This window comes from Clostridium sp. D43t1_170807_H7 (genome assembly GCF_015555905.1).
GTDB lineage: Bacteria > Bacillota > Clostridia > Clostridiales > Clostridiaceae > Clostridium.
The window spans coordinates 46,175-66,373 of the sequence record NZ_JADNLK010000006.1; the positions used below are offsets into that span (position 1 = coordinate 46,175).

General features: G+C 25.1%; 18 protein-coding genes. 16 read left to right on the forward strand and 2 right to left on the reverse strand.

Annotated elements, in window-relative coordinates; translation table 11 throughout:
• Positions 1-102 precede the first annotated feature (102 nt).
• Together I2E98_RS05225 and I2E98_RS05230 are read left to right on the forward strand one after the other, a co-directional pair.
• Complete coding sequence (locus I2E98_RS05225; protein ID WP_195467912.1) at positions 103-375, forward strand: hypothetical protein; 273 nt, start codon at positions 103-105, stop codon at positions 373-375.
• A 126-nt stretch (positions 376-501) separates the two neighbouring features.
• Positions 502-918, forward strand: a complete 417-nt coding sequence (locus I2E98_RS05230) for a hypothetical protein (RefSeq protein WP_195467913.1) — start codon at positions 502-504, stop codon at positions 916-918.
• Positions 919-934: 16 nt separating this feature from the next.
• Here the strand turns inward: I2E98_RS05230 and I2E98_RS05235 are convergent, their stop codons facing one another.
• Positions 935-1,273: an alpha/beta hydrolase gene (locus tag I2E98_RS05235; protein WP_195467914.1), complete on the reverse strand. Its 339-nt coding sequence runs from the start codon at positions 1,271-1,273 to the stop codon at positions 935-937.
• Positions 1,274-1,465: 192 nt separating this feature from the next.
• On the opposite strand from I2E98_RS05235, the gene I2E98_RS05240 reads away from it, so the two are divergent.
• The gene (locus I2E98_RS05240; RefSeq protein WP_195467915.1) at positions 1,466-2,014 is read left to right on the forward strand and encodes a Uma2 family endonuclease; all 549 of its coding nucleotides are present in this window, start codon (positions 1,466-1,468) and stop codon (positions 2,012-2,014) included.
• Positions 2,015-2,066: 52 nt separating this feature from the next.
• Here the strand turns inward: I2E98_RS05240 and I2E98_RS05245 are convergent, their stop codons facing one another.
• Positions 2,067-2,813 carry an alpha/beta hydrolase gene (locus I2E98_RS05245; RefSeq protein WP_195467916.1) on the reverse strand — a complete coding sequence of 249 codons (747 nt, stop codon included), beginning with the start codon at positions 2,811-2,813 and terminating at the stop codon, positions 2,067-2,069.
• Between the two features lie 454 nt (positions 2,814-3,267).
• Between I2E98_RS05245 and I2E98_RS05250 the strand changes: the two genes are divergently transcribed.
• From I2E98_RS05250 to I2E98_RS05310, 13 genes are all read left to right on the forward strand, one after another.
• Complete coding sequence (locus I2E98_RS05250) at positions 3,268-3,501, forward strand: hypothetical protein (RefSeq protein WP_195467917.1); 234 nt, start codon at positions 3,268-3,270, stop codon at positions 3,499-3,501.
• A 415-nt stretch (positions 3,502-3,916) separates the two neighbouring features.
• Positions 3,917-4,150 carry a hypothetical protein gene (locus I2E98_RS05255; protein WP_195467918.1) on the forward strand — a complete coding sequence of 78 codons (234 nt, stop codon included), beginning with the start codon at positions 3,917-3,919 and terminating at the stop codon, positions 4,148-4,150.
• 174 nt (positions 4,151-4,324) lie between these two features.
• Positions 4,325-5,206 (forward strand): hypothetical protein, encoded by an 882-nt coding sequence (locus tag I2E98_RS05260; RefSeq protein WP_195467919.1) that lies wholly within the window; start codon positions 4,325-4,327, stop codon positions 5,204-5,206.
• 270 nt (positions 5,207-5,476) lie between these two features.
• The gene (locus tag I2E98_RS05265) at positions 5,477-6,553 is read left to right on the forward strand and encodes a winged helix-turn-helix domain-containing protein (protein ID WP_195467920.1); all 1,077 of its coding nucleotides are present in this window, start codon (positions 5,477-5,479) and stop codon (positions 6,551-6,553) included.
• 18 nt (positions 6,554-6,571) lie between these two features.
• Complete coding sequence (locus tag I2E98_RS05270) at positions 6,572-7,462, forward strand: ABC transporter ATP-binding protein (RefSeq protein WP_195467921.1); 891 nt, start codon at positions 6,572-6,574, stop codon at positions 7,460-7,462.
• 228 nt (positions 7,463-7,690) lie between these two features.
• Complete coding sequence (locus tag I2E98_RS05275) at positions 7,691-8,530, forward strand: transglutaminase-like domain-containing protein (protein ID WP_195467922.1); 840 nt, start codon at positions 7,691-7,693, stop codon at positions 8,528-8,530.
• 294 nt (positions 8,531-8,824) lie between these two features.
• Positions 8,825-10,324, forward strand: a complete 1,500-nt coding sequence (locus I2E98_RS05280) for a TIGR02677 family protein (protein WP_195467923.1) — start codon at positions 8,825-8,827, stop codon at positions 10,322-10,324.
• A gap of 3 nt (positions 10,325-10,327) precedes the next feature.
• A complete protein-coding gene (locus I2E98_RS05285) occupies positions 10,328-11,461 on the forward strand; it encodes a TIGR02678 family protein (RefSeq protein ID WP_195467924.1) in 1,134 nt (377 codons plus the stop codon).
• On the forward strand, positions 11,454-15,527 hold the full coding sequence (locus tag I2E98_RS05290; protein ID WP_195467925.1) for a TIGR02680 family protein: 4,074 nt from the start codon (positions 11,454-11,456) through the stop codon (positions 15,525-15,527). Before I2E98_RS05285 ends, I2E98_RS05290 begins: the two co-directional genes overlap by 8 nt.
• A gap of 36 nt (positions 15,528-15,563) precedes the next feature.
• Positions 15,564-16,844 (forward strand): TIGR02679 domain-containing protein, encoded by a 1,281-nt coding sequence (locus I2E98_RS05295; RefSeq protein ID WP_195467926.1) that lies wholly within the window; start codon positions 15,564-15,566, stop codon positions 16,842-16,844.
• Positions 16,845-16,971: 127 nt separating this feature from the next.
• Positions 16,972-18,525 carry an AAA family ATPase gene (locus tag I2E98_RS05300; protein ID WP_195467927.1) on the forward strand — a complete coding sequence of 518 codons (1,554 nt, stop codon included), beginning with the start codon at positions 16,972-16,974 and terminating at the stop codon, positions 18,523-18,525.
• A 179-nt stretch (positions 18,526-18,704) separates the two neighbouring features.
• The gene (locus tag I2E98_RS05305) at positions 18,705-19,250 is read left to right on the forward strand and encodes a hypothetical protein (protein WP_195467928.1); all 546 of its coding nucleotides are present in this window, start codon (positions 18,705-18,707) and stop codon (positions 19,248-19,250) included.
• Between the two features lie 273 nt (positions 19,251-19,523).
• Complete coding sequence (locus I2E98_RS05310) at positions 19,524-20,180, forward strand: hypothetical protein (protein WP_195467929.1); 657 nt, start codon at positions 19,524-19,526, stop codon at positions 20,178-20,180.
• Positions 20,181-20,199: the final 19 nt, after the last annotated feature.

Genomic DNA, 20,199 nt, shown 5'->3' on the forward strand with positions numbered 1-20,199 from the left:
AGAGTCTCTTTTTTATATAATATTTTAAGTTATTAATAGAAAAAATAAAAGTGCTATAAAGTTTGAAAATATCAAGCTTTATAGCACTTTTACTATACTCGTATGGATGATGAAAAGTTAAGAGAATTAATAGATGAAATAAGATCTTGTAGATTTACTAAAGATAAGATTACTATAATTCATAATGAAGTTAAAAGCTTAGATGATTTAGTACAGATTTTAAATAATTGTATTTGGGAAGATGAACTAGGGGAGTTAGTTAATAATCTTACTAAATATGAGATTGAAGTATTGAAATATTATTTAGTTAATAGAAATGATGATAATCTTTCTAATACAGGTTGGGAAGAAAGGTTTATATTGCATATAAGGTAAATAATAAAAAAATATATTCTAAGACTGATTTCGACAAATAAAACAAGAAAAAATTATTATAATTTATAAGAACAGATAAAATAAAGCAAATTATAATTATAAATAAGAGGGGGAAGAGGAAGTAAAATGAATAGGTTAGAAAAACTAATGAAATTAGCAAATGAAGCAGTAGAATTAATTAAGGAATTTAGAGAAGAAGCTGAAATATTAGGAACAAATCCTTTAAGAGCAATAAGTATAAAAGCTGATGGAGAGATAATTGAAGTAGATGATGACTTTGAAGGTATAAAGGAGTATTCAATTAATAAAATAAGTTCAATATTTGAACTTGAAATGAGGGGATATGGGCCTTGTACAGCTGGATTTTATGAAGCTGTTAGTTTAGCAGAGGCAGATTTAGAATATGATTTTAAAAGATATTCTAAGAAAGAGTTTAAAGAATATGTTGGAAATTTAAAATATGCAGAATATAGATGTGAAGCTATATATGAAAGATTAGAAGAGATTGAAAAAGAAGCAGAAGAATTAAAAGTGGAAATATAGTTAAAAAACAAAACAGTTACACACCTTGGGGATATGAAGCATAAAAAATAACACCTTTAATATTACTATTTTCACTGGCGTATTTGGCAGCCATTACTCCACCTAATGAATGTCCAGAAATTGCCCAGTTTTTAATATTAGGGTATTTTGATATTACTTCATCAGCGGCATTATAATCAAAAATAGCAAAGTTAAGTGGCATAGGAGTTATAATGACTTCATAGCCAGCTTGAGCGATTTTATTAGCAAGTGGTGCATAGGCTTCAGGCTCTACTTTAGCTCCAGGATATATTATTAATCCTGTTGTTGCAGTTATATTCTTTGGAGTAAATGTTATAAAGTTATCTATTTTCACCTCAAGTTTTTTCTTAAATAACTATCATATGTTTTTATTTATATAATGTCAATAGTTTATTAAGTGGTAATTCTAAGATGAATATTTAGATTTAATTAAGAAATTAAGTATGGAAATTTTATAAATTGTTTAAGAAAATAGAGCTTTAGGTTATAATAAAAGAAATGAAGAAAGGTAGTAAGGAGAGGTAAAATGGATATTATTAAGGATTATATATACTCTGAAGAAGACTTTGAAGAAATTCAAAAAAACTTCAATGGTAAAGCAGAATTTGATAATGGTTCAATATTTCTAACTTCAAGTACATCTATTGAACATAATAGAATAAAGAGAAAAATATTAGCTAAATTAGATAGCTTCTTTAATGGATCAAAATGTGAACCTTTTGATGAACAAATAGAAGTAATATTTCAAAATAAAGATGAATTATATAAATATAAACCAGATATTTTTGTTATGTGTGAGAATGCTACTAGAAAAGGTGAAAGTTTTACTTCAGTTCCCAAAATTATATTTGAAGTAGTTTCTAAGAGTACTGCATCTCATGATTATATAACTAAACTTGCAGTATATCAAAAGTTTAAGGTAGAAGAATATAATATTGTAGAGCAAAGTGGTAAGATTATACAATATTCGTTGGTAGATAACCAATATGTTATTGCAGATGTATATAAAAATGATGATGAGTATGTAAGTACTGTTTTTAGTGATTTAAAAATAGGTCTAAAAAAAATATATTAATGTTAAAAAACAAACCAGTTGCAAAGAAATATTTCACAACTGGTTTATTATATTACTTAGAAATTTTATCTAATAATTTAATTGAAGCATCAGCAGCAATATTTGTTTGTTCATCTGCAGATATTTCAGCAGGGTTGTCCCCAGATTGTTCACCATAGCTACCAAATTGTGCATGATTTCCACCAGTTATTTCAACAAAGGTCGTAGAAGTTGGTAAAAGATCTTTAGAGCCAATAATTTTTTCTAAATCTGCAACACCATCTAAAGAGCCATAAATTGAAGTAACTTCAATATTAGAATCTTTAAGGTCATCACCTTGAGGATATGAAGCATAGAAAATAACACCATCAATATTATCATGTTCACTAGCATATTTAGCAGCCATTACACCACCTAAAGAGTGACCAGCAATAGCCCAATTTTTAATGTTAGGAAATTTTGATATTACTTCATCAGCAGCATTTGCATCAAAAATAGCAAAGTTAAGAGGCATAGGAGTTATAATAACTTCATAGCCAGCTTGGGCAATTTTATTAGCAAGTGGTGCATAGCTTTCAGGTTCAACTTTAGCTCCAGGATAGATTATTAATCCTGTTGTTGCCTCTTTATTTTGTGGAGTAAATGTTATAAAGTTATCTTCAGTTACATCTACTAATGCAGAATCTTTTAAATTAGCCATAGCTTCAGTGCTTGGCTCATAAGAGCTCATAAAGAAAGAAGCAATAAATAAAATTACAACAGCTAGTACACCTAGTATTGTAAAAGAAATTATCTTCAAAGTTTTATTTTTCCTTTTCATAATTCATCTCACCTCAAATTTTTAATAAGTATATAATATGTTTTTATTACAGTGATGTCAAAGTAGAATTTATTCAATTATTAATATAGAAAATGATTAGATTACTTTTATTTACAATAAGGTGGAATTATATTACATAAATAGTGTATAATAAGAATTAGGGATGTTAATCCTCCGTTAGTGTAACTAATTAGTTTGTGTATATAATATTAGTTTTATCCAAAGAGGTAAAAATGATACTGAAAAATTTGAGTGATATAAAAAATCATGGTCTTAAAGACCTTAACATATAAGGGTTAAGAAATATGATTAACCCTTATATATAGGATATGTATTAAAAAATTATTGTAGAAAATTAGGGGCTAAAACAGTAGCTAAAACAATATCTTGGTATACAGGATGGTCATTTGAATCTGTTTTGGCTGTAGTTAAATTGCTATAAAGGGGATAAGTTATGATGAAAAAATCTAAAGATATAAAAGAGATACAAGATAGAATAACTAGAGGAGTTTGTGGTGTTATGGCTATTTTTGTACTTTCTTTGTTTTTAATTTCAGGAGAAAAAACTATAATGTATTATGCTGGGATTATACTTTGTATTACAAGTATAATTGATTTTCTTATAGATATTTTATTTACTATAAAAAATAAAAGTAAAAAAAATATTAGTAGGGACGAGCATAATTGATCTTTTAAAAAGTGAATATTGATATTAATAAAGTGAACTAAAAAAGGACAGGCTATCTCTATGAGGATAATAAAATGTAAAATATTAGGTCATTAAAGAACTAACTAGCTCGTTTAAGCTCGTTTAGAGAACAAATCTTATCTTCCTTTTTATTAACAATTACAGCAATAGCAACTGTGATTTCATTATTCTAAAATGTTACAGTTCATAACAATAAACGCTCTAGTAAGAGCGTGGTGTGAATAGCCTTTTGGTCCACGTTTTGATTCAATGAATTCAGGTATAAATGATAAATCTAAATTATCAAATATGCTTTCATAAAATTTAATTGTTGATTGTGAAGTAAATAGATCAACTATGTTAAATCTCTCTTACCTTTAAAGGTGAAAAGAAACTAGGCTTAATAACATTTTCAATGGTAAGCTATAAGGGAGTTAATAGATCTGGAAATAGAGTTGAATCTGAGCCACAAATATTAATTAAGGCTAATAAAACACAACTTCATTATTTTGATATAAATAATGAATTTAGTAGATTAGTTAATTATATTTATGATAATAAACAAAAATTAATGGATTTAGGAAGCGCATTATATTGGGCTGGTAATGAAGCTTATCATAGATATGAAAAAAGCTTAATAACAAGATAGTTTTATTTATACATAATAAGTATATTTATGGATAAATATTTATAATTCAAAAGGTTAATAAGAACTATATATTATAAGATAATTTATAAAAAGATACCTATGTAAAATAATTACTTAATAAGAAAACATATACATATAAATGGGGAGTGTTATAATTTTATATGGGGTGATGGTATGAGTATAAATAGTATAGTAGACATTAATAAATCATATGTTTACAGAAAGCATTTAAGAGAGTCATTTTTTAGTTTATTTAAGGGAGTTCTATTTTTAATTTCAATTATGGTATTAATGCTAATAGGTTTACTAAGTACTGAGAAAAATATTATTATTAGTGAAGTACTTATTTTTATAGCAATTTTTACAGCAATATTATTTGTTGTTCTTACTGTAGAGTTAGCAGTAATGTATTTTGCTTTTATAAGAAGATTTAAAAAAATTAATGTTACTTTAAAAGAGGATTGTATAATATATAATAATGCAAAAAAGAAAATTATAATCCCTTATGATGACATTGAAAAAATAGCATGTCCATCAATTAAGTATACTGGAGGATGGGTAAAGATAGTATATAAAGGTGGTAATATAAGATTAACAGTAGTTCTTGAGAATATAGGGGATTTCTTATATAATTTGAAAGCTATATTAGATAGTAAAGGTAAGAATGATATTTATAATGAAAAGAAAATGTTTAGTTTCTTTAAAACAGCCTCATTTTCAGATGAAAGTTGGCAAAGACTATACGATAATGAAAAATTCCAGATATTAATGTATTATGTAAGTTGTATTTTAACAATAATTATTTTATTCTTTAGTGATAGAACACAAAGCAATGGTATATTTATTATGGGAGGAGTACTTATTCCTGTTATAGGGTATTTATTAGCAGAAATAATAATAGGGGCTAAAGTAAAGAAAAGGATAATTGAAAATGAGTGTAAGATAAAGCCAAGAGATGTTGAGTGGGAAAATAAAATTTTGAGAATATTTATGATAGCTAGTACATCTATATATATTTTAGCAGTTTTGATATTTAAGTTTGTTTTTCGTATATAGATAATTAAGAATTTAATATTGTAGATAAAAGTGAGAGCATTATGCTCTCATTTTTTTGTATAAATATTTAAAAGAAATAAAGCTATTTACATTTGTGTTGAATTAGATAAATGTAAAATAATGGTTGACAAATATTAGATGAATGTTTAATATTATATATGATGAATATCAAATATATAGTTATTATATAAATATATGTTAATAAGGGCGATGAATATCTAATATATAAAAAATAAATATATCTGATATGAACATAGGGAGAAATGAGATTTGAAAAGAGGTATAAGAGTGGAACAGTTAAATGAGAAGATAAGTTTTGGTGTTAAGCCGGTAAATGAGTTTGGGATAATAGCAACGCAGTATTTTGAAGGGGAGGAACACTTTAAATTAATAAAAGAACATAATATTTCTATCGAACCAAGAATTTTTGAAATAATAAATATAATTGATAGTAAATTAAGCCCTTTTATGAAAAGTGAAAAAGAATTTTTCAAAAGAACAAAAAGTATACGTGTAGCTATCTGGGGATTTATTGATGATTATGAAGAAGTAAATACTGTAGAAGATTATTTTAAAGTATTTGATAATTCACCTGATGAAGAGCTTTTTAATTTTATTGGAGGAGCTTTCATTGCACAATATAATAAAGAAGACAACTCAGCATGGGGAAAAGTAAAACATAGCATGACATTGATGAGAGAGTATATTAATAACCTTGAAGATATTGAAAAATCTTTAGTAGATGATATTCTTAGTCTTTTTGATTCACCACAGGAAACTAGAATGAGATTAAGATATTTAATTCACACATTTTATAGTATTTATAAAGATTTTGAACAAGAAGTTATGGAGAGAGTTATCCTAGAAACAAAAATTCTTCAAAAAAAGTTTGAAGAAGATCCAAAGAAATTTTATGAAGAGCATTTCTTTAAAGGACTTATAGATATAACAAAAACAAAAGTTCAAATAATAGTATCCTATACATTTGTTGTTGGATGGAGTGTTAATAATAATAATCCAGAAAAATTAATATTAACCTATGGATATAAAGGAAGCGAATATCTTAAATCTAAAAATCTTACAGAACATCTTGATAAGTTTCTTAAATTAGTTAGTGATAAAACAAGACAGAAGATATTAGTAATATTATCACAGGAAGAGAGATATGCTCAATCTTTAGCAAAGGAATTGGGCTTAACCCCTGCAACAATAAATTACCATCTTCAAAACTTTTTAATAATAGGGTTGGTGGATGTTAATGAAAGAGATAACAAAACTTATTATAAGTTAAATAAAGATATAGCAGATAAATATATAGAGTTATTGAGAACAAAATTAAATTTATAATAAAGGAGTATTGAATTTATGAGGAAGTATATTTTAAAACATAAATTGTGGCTTATAACAACAGTATTTTTTAGGAGTTTTGGAGCATTAATGCAGGTTTTTGTTTCATTATTGATTCAACAAGTAATAGATAAAGCTACAAACAAGGATATGAATGGATTTGTTAAAGTAATTATATTTGGAATGGTCTATTTTTGTATTATGGGGATAAATGATTACTTAAATAAAACAACTCAATTTATTTACGTTAAGAAAACTTTATCCAATTTAAAAGAGGATGTGTTTAGAGGTATTTTAAGAAAAGGCTATAAAGACTTTAATAGTGAAAATACTGCAGAATATATTTCAAGCTTAACAAACGATATAAATATGCTAGAAACTAAATATATAATACCTTATCTTGAGATGATAGGTGATGTAATTATTTTTGTAACTACTGTTACAGTAATGTTATGGATAAATTTATGGATTACATTATTTGTATTTTTAACAGGTATAGTATTATTTTTAGTACCAGTTATTTGGGGGAAGAAAATAGAGAAAAGACAAAGGGCAGTTAGTGAGGAGTTAAGCAAATTTACTAGTAAAATAAAAGATATATTTTTAGGGTATGAGGTTATTAAGTCTTATAATATTGAAGATAATATGACAAATGAATTTTTAGCTTCAAATAATAAAGTAGAAAATTTAAAGTTTAGATCAAATCATCTTCAAGGAATTTCAGAAGCTTTATCAGTATTTATAGGAACAACAACACAGGTTTGTGCAATAGTTATAGGTGGATATTTTTTAATTAAAGGAAGATTAACAGTTGGTACTTTATTTGCAATAGTAAATCTTGCAAATGGAATCTGTGGTCCTATTATGTGGATAGTAAAAAAATTGACAATGATTAGACTACTTTATTAAAGATTTTACTTGGATATTATAATGACTATAAGGGAGATATTTTCTTTGATGGAGAACATTATAATGATTTAGATAACAACTCAATTTTAAATCAAATGTCAGTTATTCATCAAAATGTATATATGTTTGATTTTACATTTATTACCTTAAAGTGATATAATAAAATTTACAATATTTAGGAGAATAAAGTGGTAAATAATAAATTCTTAATTTATGGAGGAGATTCTTATGAGGAAAAAAGGAGCTATATTATTGTGCATTTTACTTATGTTAAGCTTATACGCATGTAGAACGAATGATAGCGCAAATATTAATGAGGTTGCAACTGATATTATATTGGAAGAGACTGAAGTCATGAATTCTTTTGTAAGTTGGTGTCCATATCCAGATGATTATCTTAAAGAACTTTGTGACACATATGAGTTAGAAAAGTTGACAGAAAATTGTCAGTCTGATTATGAGAAAGTCAAAACTATTACTAATTGGGTGTCTGGGTTGTGGAACCATGATGGAATGAATCAGCCAGAACAAGGTGATCCAATGTATATACTTGATCAAGTAATTAATCATGGACAACGATATAGATGTGTAGAGTATGGAACTGTTATTAGTGGATGCCTTAATGCATTAGGATTTGAATGCCGTCAGTTGGGTCTAAAGACAAAAGATGTAGAAACCCGAGAAGTCGGAGCTGGTCATGTTGGAGCTGAAGTATATTTAGAGGATTTGAAAAAATGGGTTTTCATTGACGGACAATGGGGTGCAATTCCAATGCTTGAGGATACACCACTAAGTGCTTACGAATTTGGTGTGGCAATTAGAGAAAAAGACTCAAACTTGAGGATTAATTGGGCAAACAATGTTTATCAAGCACCGGATTCAGAGTATTTTGAGTGGATTGAACCATACCTGTATTATATGGATTCTCAGTTCAAAAATGTAGATGGGGGCTACACAGATGTTATGTTTGTTCCTGATGATGGAAAAAATGTGACTGTATTTCAAAGGAATTATGATATCGATATAGATTACTATTTGAGAGATGTGAGCGTATTCTATTATAGGTAAGGTATGGACTGATTAATTGAATATGGAGCTATTCTGTGGATTGTAAGAACAAAAAAACTGATAATAATATTTCAGATAAGATAAAAGAGTATAAAAAGCCTCTAGAGTTAAGTTAATTAATTCTAGAGGATTTTTTTACCCTTTATTGCGATAGCTCCTTTTTTATGTAAAATTATAATATAGAAATAAATGTAGGATATCTTAATAAAGAAAAATATTTGGAATAATTAATAAAATATACTATGGTAAAATAATAAAATATATTAATAAAAGTAAAAATGGTAGGCGATAAATATGTTAAATATTACTTCAAAAACAACTAAGAAGATTACTGAGGCATCATATCTATGTATGGAAAATACATTTAGATATAGAGTAATAATAAGAATTGCATATAAAAAATATGAAAAAATGAAGTATTCACTGTACAAAGAAGAAATTTTTGATGATATTAAAAAAGTTAATGGATTTGAGGAATATACATTAGATAACTTAAAGCAAGATTTAGATTCTCTAGAGTATTGGGGTAATTTTATTACCATACAAGATACAGCAAAAACTAAAACTTTAGAGGAATTTAAGAATAGAAAATTTAGATATCAATTATCTTCAACAACAATTGAGTTAGAAAGAACCTTAATAAAAATTGAAAGTACTAAAGAAACAGCTAGAGGATCATTAGAAATTTCATTAATTGAAAGATTTAAAGAAACATTAGAGCAAATAAAAGTTCTCGAAGAGTTTGACAGTAGCAAAATATATTCATGGTGGGAAATGTTAAATAGAGATTTTAAGCATTTAAATGAAAATTATCAAGATTATATTAGCAAATTTTATTCTCCAAAAACAGAGGAGTTACTAAAAACTAATGAATTTTTAATATTTAAAGAAAGTTTTATAAAATACTTAAGAGAGTTTATCAAGGGGTTACAAATAAATGTACCTAATATAAAGTATTTATTAAATCATATTAATGATGAAGAAGCTAAAATTAGGTGGATTGTTCAGAATATTATAAAGTATGAAAAAGAAAATATAACTTTAGATATTAATTATGATGAAAAAGAAAGTTATGAATTACATTATGGAAGATACCTAAGCATGAGAGAATGGTTTATTGGATCTTTTGGAAATATTTCTATGGCTGATAATCTTTTAGAAAGTACTAGTGAAATTATTAGAAAAATAACAAGATATGCTTTGCAAATAGTAGAAATGCAAACTTCAGGGGGAAGCAGGAAGGGAGAATATAAGGCTTTAATTGAGATGTTTAATAAATGTGCAGATATTAATGAAGCGCATAAATTATCATCAGTAGTCTTTGGAGTAATGTCATCAAAGCATATAGGTTGTGATATTGAAAGAGAAACAGAAAATATTAATAGTGGAATATATGAAGAAAAAGCTACAACTATAGTAGTACAACCAAGTAATAGATATAGAGCAAAAACAGCTAATAGAAATTCAGTTAAGGAAAAAACAGAAGCTAAAAAAGTTATGGCTAAGCAAATATTAGAAAAGAGAAAAAGAGAAAAAGAAATTATTGAAAGTAAGATTGTAAATAATAGATTATCATTTAAAGAATTAGATAATATTACTGCAGAAGAAAGAAGAATATTTTTAACTTGGCTATCTTATAGTTTAAATAAAAAAGATCAAGTTTGGGTAAGGAATGAATATGGAAGATACTATAAGGTAGTAAATAAGAATGAAACAGAAAAAATAACTTTAAAGTGTGAAGATGGAGACTTTATTATGCCTGCGTATGAGATTATTTTTAAAGAAGAGGTTTAAAGAATGAATTTTGTTGATTTATTAGAAAACTATTTGATATTAAAAGAGAGAGATAAAGAGCTATATTATGACATTAAAGATAATATAGATAAATATAAAAGTTTTATTTATGATAATATTGCTTATGACATAATTATAAAAGATGATTTTATAAAACTTGAAAAGATTCCAGGAATTCCAGAAGAATGGATGGGGATAAAAGAATTTACTGAAATTAAGGAATACATATTTTTTATTTTATTAATTACATTTTTAGAGGATAAGAATAAGGAAGAACAATTTATTTTATCTAGCATTACAGAATATATAGAGCATAATTATCCAGATGAAAAGATAGAATGGACTATATTTAAAAATAGAAAAAGTTTAATAAAGGTTATGAAATTTGCCATAGATATTGGAATAATTAAAAAAAATGATGGTAGTGAAGAAGAATTTTCAAAAAGTGAAACTGGAGATGTTTTATACGAAAGTACAGGATTATCAAGATATATAGTAAGAAGATTTAGTAAAGATATAGAAGATAGTGAAAGCTATGAAGATTTATTAAGTGATGAGTTTTCAGGCATAAGCAAGGATTTGGGAACCGTTAGAAAAAATAGAGTTTTTAGAAGATTGCTTTTATCTCCTGTTGTATATAATGATGAAAATGATAATGGAGATTATGATTATATTAAAAGCAAGAGAAGTTTTATTAGAAATACTTTTGAAGAAAATTTAGGTTGGGATATTCATATTCATAAAAATGGAGCATTAGCAGTTTTAGAAAATTCAAATGAAGTTAAAGATATTTTCCCAAATAAAAAAGGTGAAAGTGCAGCAGTTTTATTTATTAATAAGGAAGTAAGAAGAAATATTAACTCAGGCAACTTTAAAAAGGAAGATAATGACACGGTTATTATGAGTAATTCAGAATTTGAAGAATTTATTATTGAAGTAAGAAAAGCTCATGGTCATGGATTTACAAAGACATTAAGAGATGTAAGTGATCAAGTTTTTATAAACTTAATAAGAAACTTTATGAAAGATTTTTCTATGATAAGAGAAGAAAAAGATTTCACTATACTTATGCCTATTATTGGGAAAGTTTTAGGTGAATATCCAGAAGATTATAAAGGAGAGGCTAAAGATGAGTGATAGATGGATTGCAAATAAGTTTGGATTATTTGATTTTTGGTATTACGATGAAGAAGAGTTTGAGTTATCAAATGGAAAAATTATTTTTAGAGGAACTAATGGTAGTGGTAAATCAGTAACTACTCAAAGTTTTATTCCATTATTATTAGATGGAGATAAAAGACCAAGTAGATTAGATCCATTTGGATCAAGTGCTAGAAAAATAGAAAATTATTTACTATTAAATGAAGAGGAAAATGATAAGATAGCATATCTTTATATGGAATTTGTAAAACCATCTTCAAATACATACTTAACCATTGGAATAGGATTTAGAGCTAGACGGGGCAAAAAATTAGATTGTTGGCATTTCATATTAAAAGATGGAAGAAGAATTAATAAGGAGCTTAAACTTTATAAAAAAAGAGAAGGAAAGAAGTTTGCCTTAACAGATAAAGAGTTTAAGAATGCTTTAGGAGAAGGAAATATATATACAACAAGTCCTAAAGAATATATGGAAAAGGTTAATGAACATTTATTTGGGTATTCAGATATAGATAGTTATAAGGATTTATTAAATTTATTAATACAAGTAAGAAGTCCTAAATTATCTAAAGATTTTAAACCAACAGTTATATATGAAATATTAAAAAGTTCATTAAGTTTATTATCAGAAGATGATTTAAGAACTATGTCTGAAGCTATGGATAATATGGATAGTCTTAATAATAAGCTTGAAGAATTAAAAAAGAGCAGAGAATCAGCTATAAAAATAAGAGATTCTTTTAATAGATATAATTTAAGTGAGTTATATAATAAAAGTAGAAATTATTATAGTAAAAAAACTCAAGTTAAAAAATTAAATATAGATTTAGAAAATTTAAATTTAGAAAAAGAAGAAATATTAAAAGATATTGAAAAAAATAAAAGTGAGCTTGAGACATATATAAATAAATTAAATGCAGCAAAAATAAAAGAAGAAGTTTTAAAAAATAGTGAAGGATTTAATGCTAGAGATAAGCTATGTAAAGCTGAAGAAGAATTAAAAGAATTAGTAACTGCTCGTGATAAAAATCAAGAAAAATATAATAAGAAAAATGATGATAAAATAAAAAGAGATAAGGAAATAAAAAATTTAGACTTAGAAGTTAGTCATATAATAAATGAAGTAAAGATGTTATTAGATGATGAAGAATACTTTAGAGAAGAAAGTTATATTCAAGAAGATTTTGGTCTTAAAGGTATTTTAAATAATGATAATTTTATTTTTGAAGATATAAGAAGTAGTATTAATGAGTATGATAAATTAGTTAGAGATGCATATAGTTTAATTTTACAGTTTGATAACTCTAAAAAAGAATTTAACACAGTAGAAGAGCAAAGAGATTTCCAAAAGGGAGAAGTTGAATATGCAGAAAATAAGTTAAAGGAATCAATTGAATATTTAACAAATTTAAAAAGTGAATATATAGAAGAAGTTAATGAATATTTAAGAAAAGTTACAGAATTTAATATAGATGAAAAAGAATTAGTAAATTTATTTAAAGAAATTAATGATATTAAAGAAATAGCTAATTGTAGCAATATATTAAATACTATTAAAGAAATTAGTGAGCCTATTAGACATAATATTTTTGAAAATAAAATTACACTAGAAAATAAGAAAAAATCACTACAAGAAGATATTAATAATATAAATAATGAAATTTTATCAATAGAAACCTCTAAAGAATTAATAGAAGATACAGAAGAAATAGTCAATTGTAAAAAGATTTTAAGCAATAATAATATACCATTTGAAAATTTTTATAAATGTATAAACTTTAATGATGAAATATCAGAGGAAAGAAAAATTAATATAGAAGGCAGTTTATTTAATATGGGAATATTAAATAGTCTTATTATACCATTAGAATATAAAGAAAAATCATTAGAATGTTTAAAAGGGCATGAATATAAAATAATATTTGCTGAAAAATCAGAAGAAATATCTAATATTAAAGATGATTTAGTGTTAGAAAATAATCGTTTTGTTGAAAAATATAAAAGTCAAATAGAAGAAATATTAAAAAGTATATCAATAGATAATAACAATAAAAATAATACATTTATTAAAGATGATTTAAGTTTTGGAATAGGAATAATAAATGGTGGTTCTTATAAAAACTATGATTTAAAATATATAGGTTTAGAATCAAGAGAAAATTTTAGAAAACTGAAAATAGAGCAGTTAAATATTAAAAAAGAAGCTATAGAAAATGAGTTAAATAATATAGAAAAATTAATATTATTTACAGAAGAAAAGTTAAATAAACTTCAAGAAGAAATAGATAATTTCCCTAAAATAAATGACATTGAAGTTGGAATTAAAATTATAAATGAAATAAAAAATCAATTAGAAGTTTTAGAAAAAACTTTAAATTCATTAGAAGAAAAATTATTAAAAGTAAAAAGTGAATTAGATCAATTGAATATTAAGGTATTTAATGCAACTGAATATATAAAAATTCCTAAAAATAAGGAAAGCTATGATAATGCTATTAAGAATATTACAGAGTATAGCAAAGTTATAGGAGACTTATCAGAAAAAGTAACAAATTTAAGACATAAAAAATCAGATATAAAGAGAATTAATGAAATTATAGATGAATTAAATGAAGATATGGACTCGATTTATGGGGACTTATTAATAGTAAAAGATAAGATAGATTATAAGAATAATACTATAAATTCATTGCAGGAAACTTTATTAAAGTTAAATTTAGGTGAACTTGAAAAAGAATATGATGAAGTTACAAACATAATTAATTTATATCCAGATAAAATTTCTAATATAAAAGAAAATATTGTAAGATCAGATGAAAAAATAAAAAGCTTAGATAATAACTTTTCAGTTCTTGAAAAGAAAATTACAAGGGAAAATAATATATTAAATGTTTATACTACAGTTTTAGAAAATGAGTTAAATTTAAAATATATAAAAGAATTAGATAACCTTACAGTAGAAGAAGCAGTAGTATATATTATGAAGAATTACGAAAGTTTTAATATATCTCAAAAGGAAAATACATTATCAAAATTATTTGATGTTTATAATAAATTTAAAGGTGATTTAAGTGATTATTCCTTAACTTCAGGAGATATTTTTGATAATTATGATGAAAGTGAAGATGAAGAGATAAATGAGATATTATCAGAGGCAGTAAGAACAGATATAAAAGTTAGATTTAACAGAAAAGTAGTTAGTATATATTCTTTAGTTGAAGAATTAAATGATACTATAGAAGTGCAAAATTTATTAATTAGTGATAAAGAAAGAGAAGTATTTGAAGATACATTAATTAATACATTAAGCACTAAAATAAATGCTAAAATACATTTAGCAACTTCATGGGTTAATCAAATTAATAAGTTAATGGAAGATATGAACACATCAAATAAATTTAAGTTAAGTTTAAAGTGGATACCTAAGAAAGCAAGCAGTGAGGAAGAATTAGATATTAGAGAGCTTACTAAAATATTAGGAACACCAGATTTTATGAGTGATGAACAAAGAGAAAAGGTATCAAATCACTTTAAAGAAACCTTAAAGAAACAAAAAAGAATTGCAGAAGAAAATGGAACTATAAGAAGTTATCAAGGAATAATAAGTGATGTTTTAGATTATAGACAGTGGTTTGATTTTCAATTATGGTATTCAAAATCATCAGAACCTAAAAGGGAATTAACAGATAATGCATTCTTTAGATTATCAGGTGGGGAAAAGGCTATGGCAATGTATATTCCATTATTTGCAGCTGTTAATGCTAGATATAATGGAGCAGATAAGAAGGATTGTCCTAGAATAATAGCGCTAGATGAGGCTTTTGCAGGTGTAGATGATCAAAATATTGGATATATGTTTGAACTTATTGAAAGTCTAAAACTAGATTATGTACTTAACTCACAAGTTCTTTGGGGAACTTATGAAAGTGTTAAGAGTTTAGCTATTTATGAGCTTATTAGACAAGGGGAAGAAGTAGTACTTCCTATAAAATATCACTGGAATGGAAAAGTTAAATCAATGGAAACTAAGATAGAAGTATAATAAAGTTATTTAGATAAAAGAAATAGGAAGATTTATATGAAAGAATCATTAGATTTAATAAATAGTAATAATATTTATAAAAAAATATTTTCAGAAGTATATAGTAAATATAAAAAGTATGGAAAAATTACAGGCAGCTTTAATTTAAAAGCTGCCAATAATGAAGAAAGAAGAATACTATCTAATTTTGACTCAAAAGTATTGACAGAAGGAAAAGCTAAGATAAAGTGTAGTACAGTAAGAGAGTTATTTAATAGAAAATTAAAAGAGTATAGCTTTGAAGAGTTGTTAGTTAAAGTAGTTGGGAAAGAACTAAAGACTAATAAAGAAATTAAAGATGAAGAAAAGAATCAAGAAGAAAAATTTTATGATGATATATTAAAAGCTTGTGATAATGGTATTGGTAGACAATGGTTTCTTGAAGTTTTATATAAGAAAAAATATGGATATAACATTATTATAAGGAAATATAAAAGTGAAAAGGAAATAAATAAATTAGAGGAATTAAATAAAAGAATAATTTTAACAATTAATTCACTAAATAAACTTCCATATTTAAATAATGAATATGAAAATATAGCAGTATTTTCAGCAGTAAATACAAAGGATTCTCATTTTTTTGATATTGATAAATTTACAGGAAGATTATTTATAAAGGCTATATCATTTATTCTTAATAAAGATGAGCCTAAAGATATAAATGAAATTAATGAATTATATTATGAAGTTGGTATATTAAAAGATGAAATATCAAATCATACAACTATTTATGGATTAAATGCTTTTAATAGAGATAATAGTGAAGTTAAGGCAATTAATAGTTTTAATATATGGAAGGAACCATTACAAATATCTATAAGTAATTTATTGAAAATAGATTATTTAGAATCTATAAATAATACAGTTTTTATATTTGAAAATCCAGCAGTTTTTCATAAGATATTAAAGATGAGTGATGACAATATTTCATTAATTTGTACTAGTGGACAACTAAATTTATCTTCATATATAGTACTTAATAAAATTAGAAACTTAAAAAATATATATTATGCAGGAGATTTTGATCCAGAAGGTTTAATGATTGCATATAAGATTAAGAAAAGATATAAAGAGAAGGTTAAGTTTTTAAATTATACTAAGGAAAGTTATTTAAATACCATGTCTAATAATTTTATTGAAGAAAAGAGCATGAGTCAATTAAATAAAATTAATTGTAGTGAGTTAGATGAAGTGATTAATGAATTAAGAATAAATAAAAGGGCAGCGTATCAAGAATTATTGATAGATGAATATTTGGACTTAATAAAAAAGTATTGAATTGAAAATGGTAGAAAGCCTAGATTTACATTATGATTTTTTTATGTATATAAGTAAGGATAATATGTTTTATTAAAATAATAATTAGGGTATAATTATTATATATTAATTGTTTTAGGGGGAAAGTATGGCTATATATTTAAATACAAAGGCACCTTTTGAGAATTATAGTGAACTTGCTCGAGAATATTATTTTGTAGATAAATCAGAGATAATAAAATCCCTTAATAGTAAAGTTTCAACTAAGAGTAAGTATGTTTGTATAACAAGGCCAAGAAGATTTGGTAAATCATCAGTTGCAGATATGCTAGGAGCGTACTACTCAAAGGCAGTAGATTCACATAATATATTTGATAAGTTAAAAATAAGTAAAGATAAAAGTTACAAAGAACATTTAAATAAATATAATGTGCTAAGTATTTCATTTAATCAAGTATCCCATAAGGGTAATACATATGATGATTATATAGGAATGATTAAAGCAAATTTAATAAAGGATATAAGTGATAAGTATCCACAGATTGATCCAAGTGAGTATTTTACAATAAACCATATGTTAAATGCTACAAATGATAAATTTATTTTTATTTTTGATGAGTGGGATTATATTTTTACTAACAATCTTTTTGAAAATAATCAAAATGACTTTTTAGAATTTATAAGACAGTTGTTAAAGGATCAACCTTATGTTGCACTTGCATATATGACAGGAGTACTACCTATTAAGAAATATTCAAGTGGGTCAGCATTAAATATGTTTGATGAGTATACTTTTCTAAAAGATAGAATATATGATGAGTATTTTGGCTTTACAAATGAAGAAGTATTAGCTTTGTGTGAGAAAAATGATGAAATTAAGTTTTCAGAGTTAGAAAGTTGGTATAATGGGTATTTAACTACTAAAGGAAAAAAATTATATAATCCACGTTCAGTAATAAAAGCGCTTCAAAATGGATATTGTGAAAGTTACTGGACAAACACAGGAGCTATGGATGAAGTTACTGATTATTTAAAGTATAATACTTTAGAAATTAGAGAAGATGTTATTGAAATGGTATCAGGTGAAGAAGTAGATATATTTATAGATGAAGAATTTAGAGCAGGTCAGAGAGAACCAAGAACTAAAGAAGAAATTTACTCTGCAATGATTATTTTAGGTTTCTTATCTTACCATGATGGATATTTAAGGATTCCTAATAGAGAGCTAATGAAAGAATTTGAAAAAGCTCTTAAAGATGAATCTTTTGGAGAAGTATCAAGAATTATAGAAAACTCAAGGAAGATGTTAAAAGCTACTGTTAATGGAGATATAAAAACAGTAGAAAAAATACTTCACGACATTCATAATTCAGAGATTCCAATATTGCAATATAATGATGAAAATTCCTTATCGTGTGTATTAACGTTAGCATATCTTTCAGCAAGAGATACTTATCGTGTAGAAAGGGAAGAAAAGACAGGAAAGGGATATGCTGATTTTGCTTTTCACCCTAGAAGAAAAAGGGATATGGCTTTTATAGTAGAACTTAAGAAAGATGAAAATGTAGATGTAGCATTAAAACAAATTAAAGAAAAGGAATATGTGCAAAAGTTTAAAAATGAAAATAATGAAGTACTAGCAGTAGCTATATGTTATGATTCAAAACTTAAAGAACATAAATGTAAAATAGAAAAAATATAATTATGAGAGTTTTTTACTCTCATTTTTTTGTGAGTAAATATGATATGGAAATAAATGTCTGTTCCCCGGAGGAACAGGAAAAAAGAGGGAATAATTATTTAAAAAGAAAATGTATAAAAAGTAGCATTAATAAGAAAAAATGTAATAAGGGGGATATATGATAGTTAGGAGCAAAAATTATGAGTGATAATTTAAAAGAAAAAGTTAAATGTACAATACCAATTAAAGTTGATTCTTATGAAGAGTTATTTAGAGAATTTGATTATAGAGAAGTTAAAGAGCGAAGTATTAATGCTGATTTAGATGGATGGATTCAAGAATATATTTTAAGAGTACCATATAAGTTGAAAGATATTTACGTTGAATTAGAAATAAATATGCCACTACAGGTTAAGGATGAAAATAAAGAGGAAGTATCTAGGATAAGTATAATAAATTCATATAAGGAATTTTTAGATAGAGAAAAAAAGTTAAGTGTTATGGGTATAATAAGAATTGGATATTATATGATTGCTGCAGCAATTCTTTTAACTTTTTGGTATAATATTAAGAATTTTAAAGGTGAATCTTTACTTACATCATTATTGAATTCTGGAGGAACAGTATTATTGTGGGAAGTAATGAGTTTAATTTTTATAGAAAATAAGAATTTTAAATATAAGCTTAGAGTTAATAAGAAGCTAAGTGATATGGATATAGTGTTTAAGTATATAGAAGATATGTAATCTTTAATTATAATGTAATATGTAGTATTGGATGATGAAAGTGATAAAACTCAGTATAAGCTGAGTTTTTTTATTTTATATACTTTTATGAAATTTATGATTTATAAAAATTATAATAATTTCTACAACCTGAACATATTAATAAAGAAAAGGAAATATAGTAACTTTAGATGAAGAGAAAAGTGATAAGAATAATAGGTTAATTTTAGGGTGGAGCAGGATTAGATTATTCTAAAGGAATTTATAATGTAGAAGAAGTTTTAGGAGGGGAAAATGTATTTAGTAGAAGAAATAAAAGATGGATTTATAAAGGATATACTGTCAAGTATAGGATATGGAGTATTTGCATTAGTATTTGCAATACCACTAACATTTGTAGGATTTGCACTAAAGAATGATGAAAATTCACTATTAGCAGGTGTAATATTTGTGTTTGTTGCAGCTGGAGTTATGTATTTATTATTTATAGGTATGGCTATTAGTATAATTAAATCAGTTGTAAATATGATTAAATTCTTTAGGGATAACAAAATAGAATTTTATGATGCAGATTTAATAGAATCTAAAGATAAATCTGTAAAGTTTATATTAGAGCAACTAAAAGATAAACATATTAATTTTAGAGGAAAGAGATTTATATTTATTGAAGACTATTTAATCCTTTTAAAAGATAATCCAGCAATTTGTAATCTTAATTGTATATATGCAGCATATAGAGATATTATGGATAAAAATATATTAATACGAGATAGGTTATTCAGTAAAGCTACAGTTGTTTTTGTAATTAAAGATGGACAAAAATATAAGCATAAAAGCATACAATGTAAAACAATTTCAGAAGCTACGCAATTATTAAATTATTTAGAAAATATTCATATAGATGTTTATGAAGGATATGATTCTTTTAAAGAATATAGTGCCCTTGATTAATATATTATAAAATGAGGGG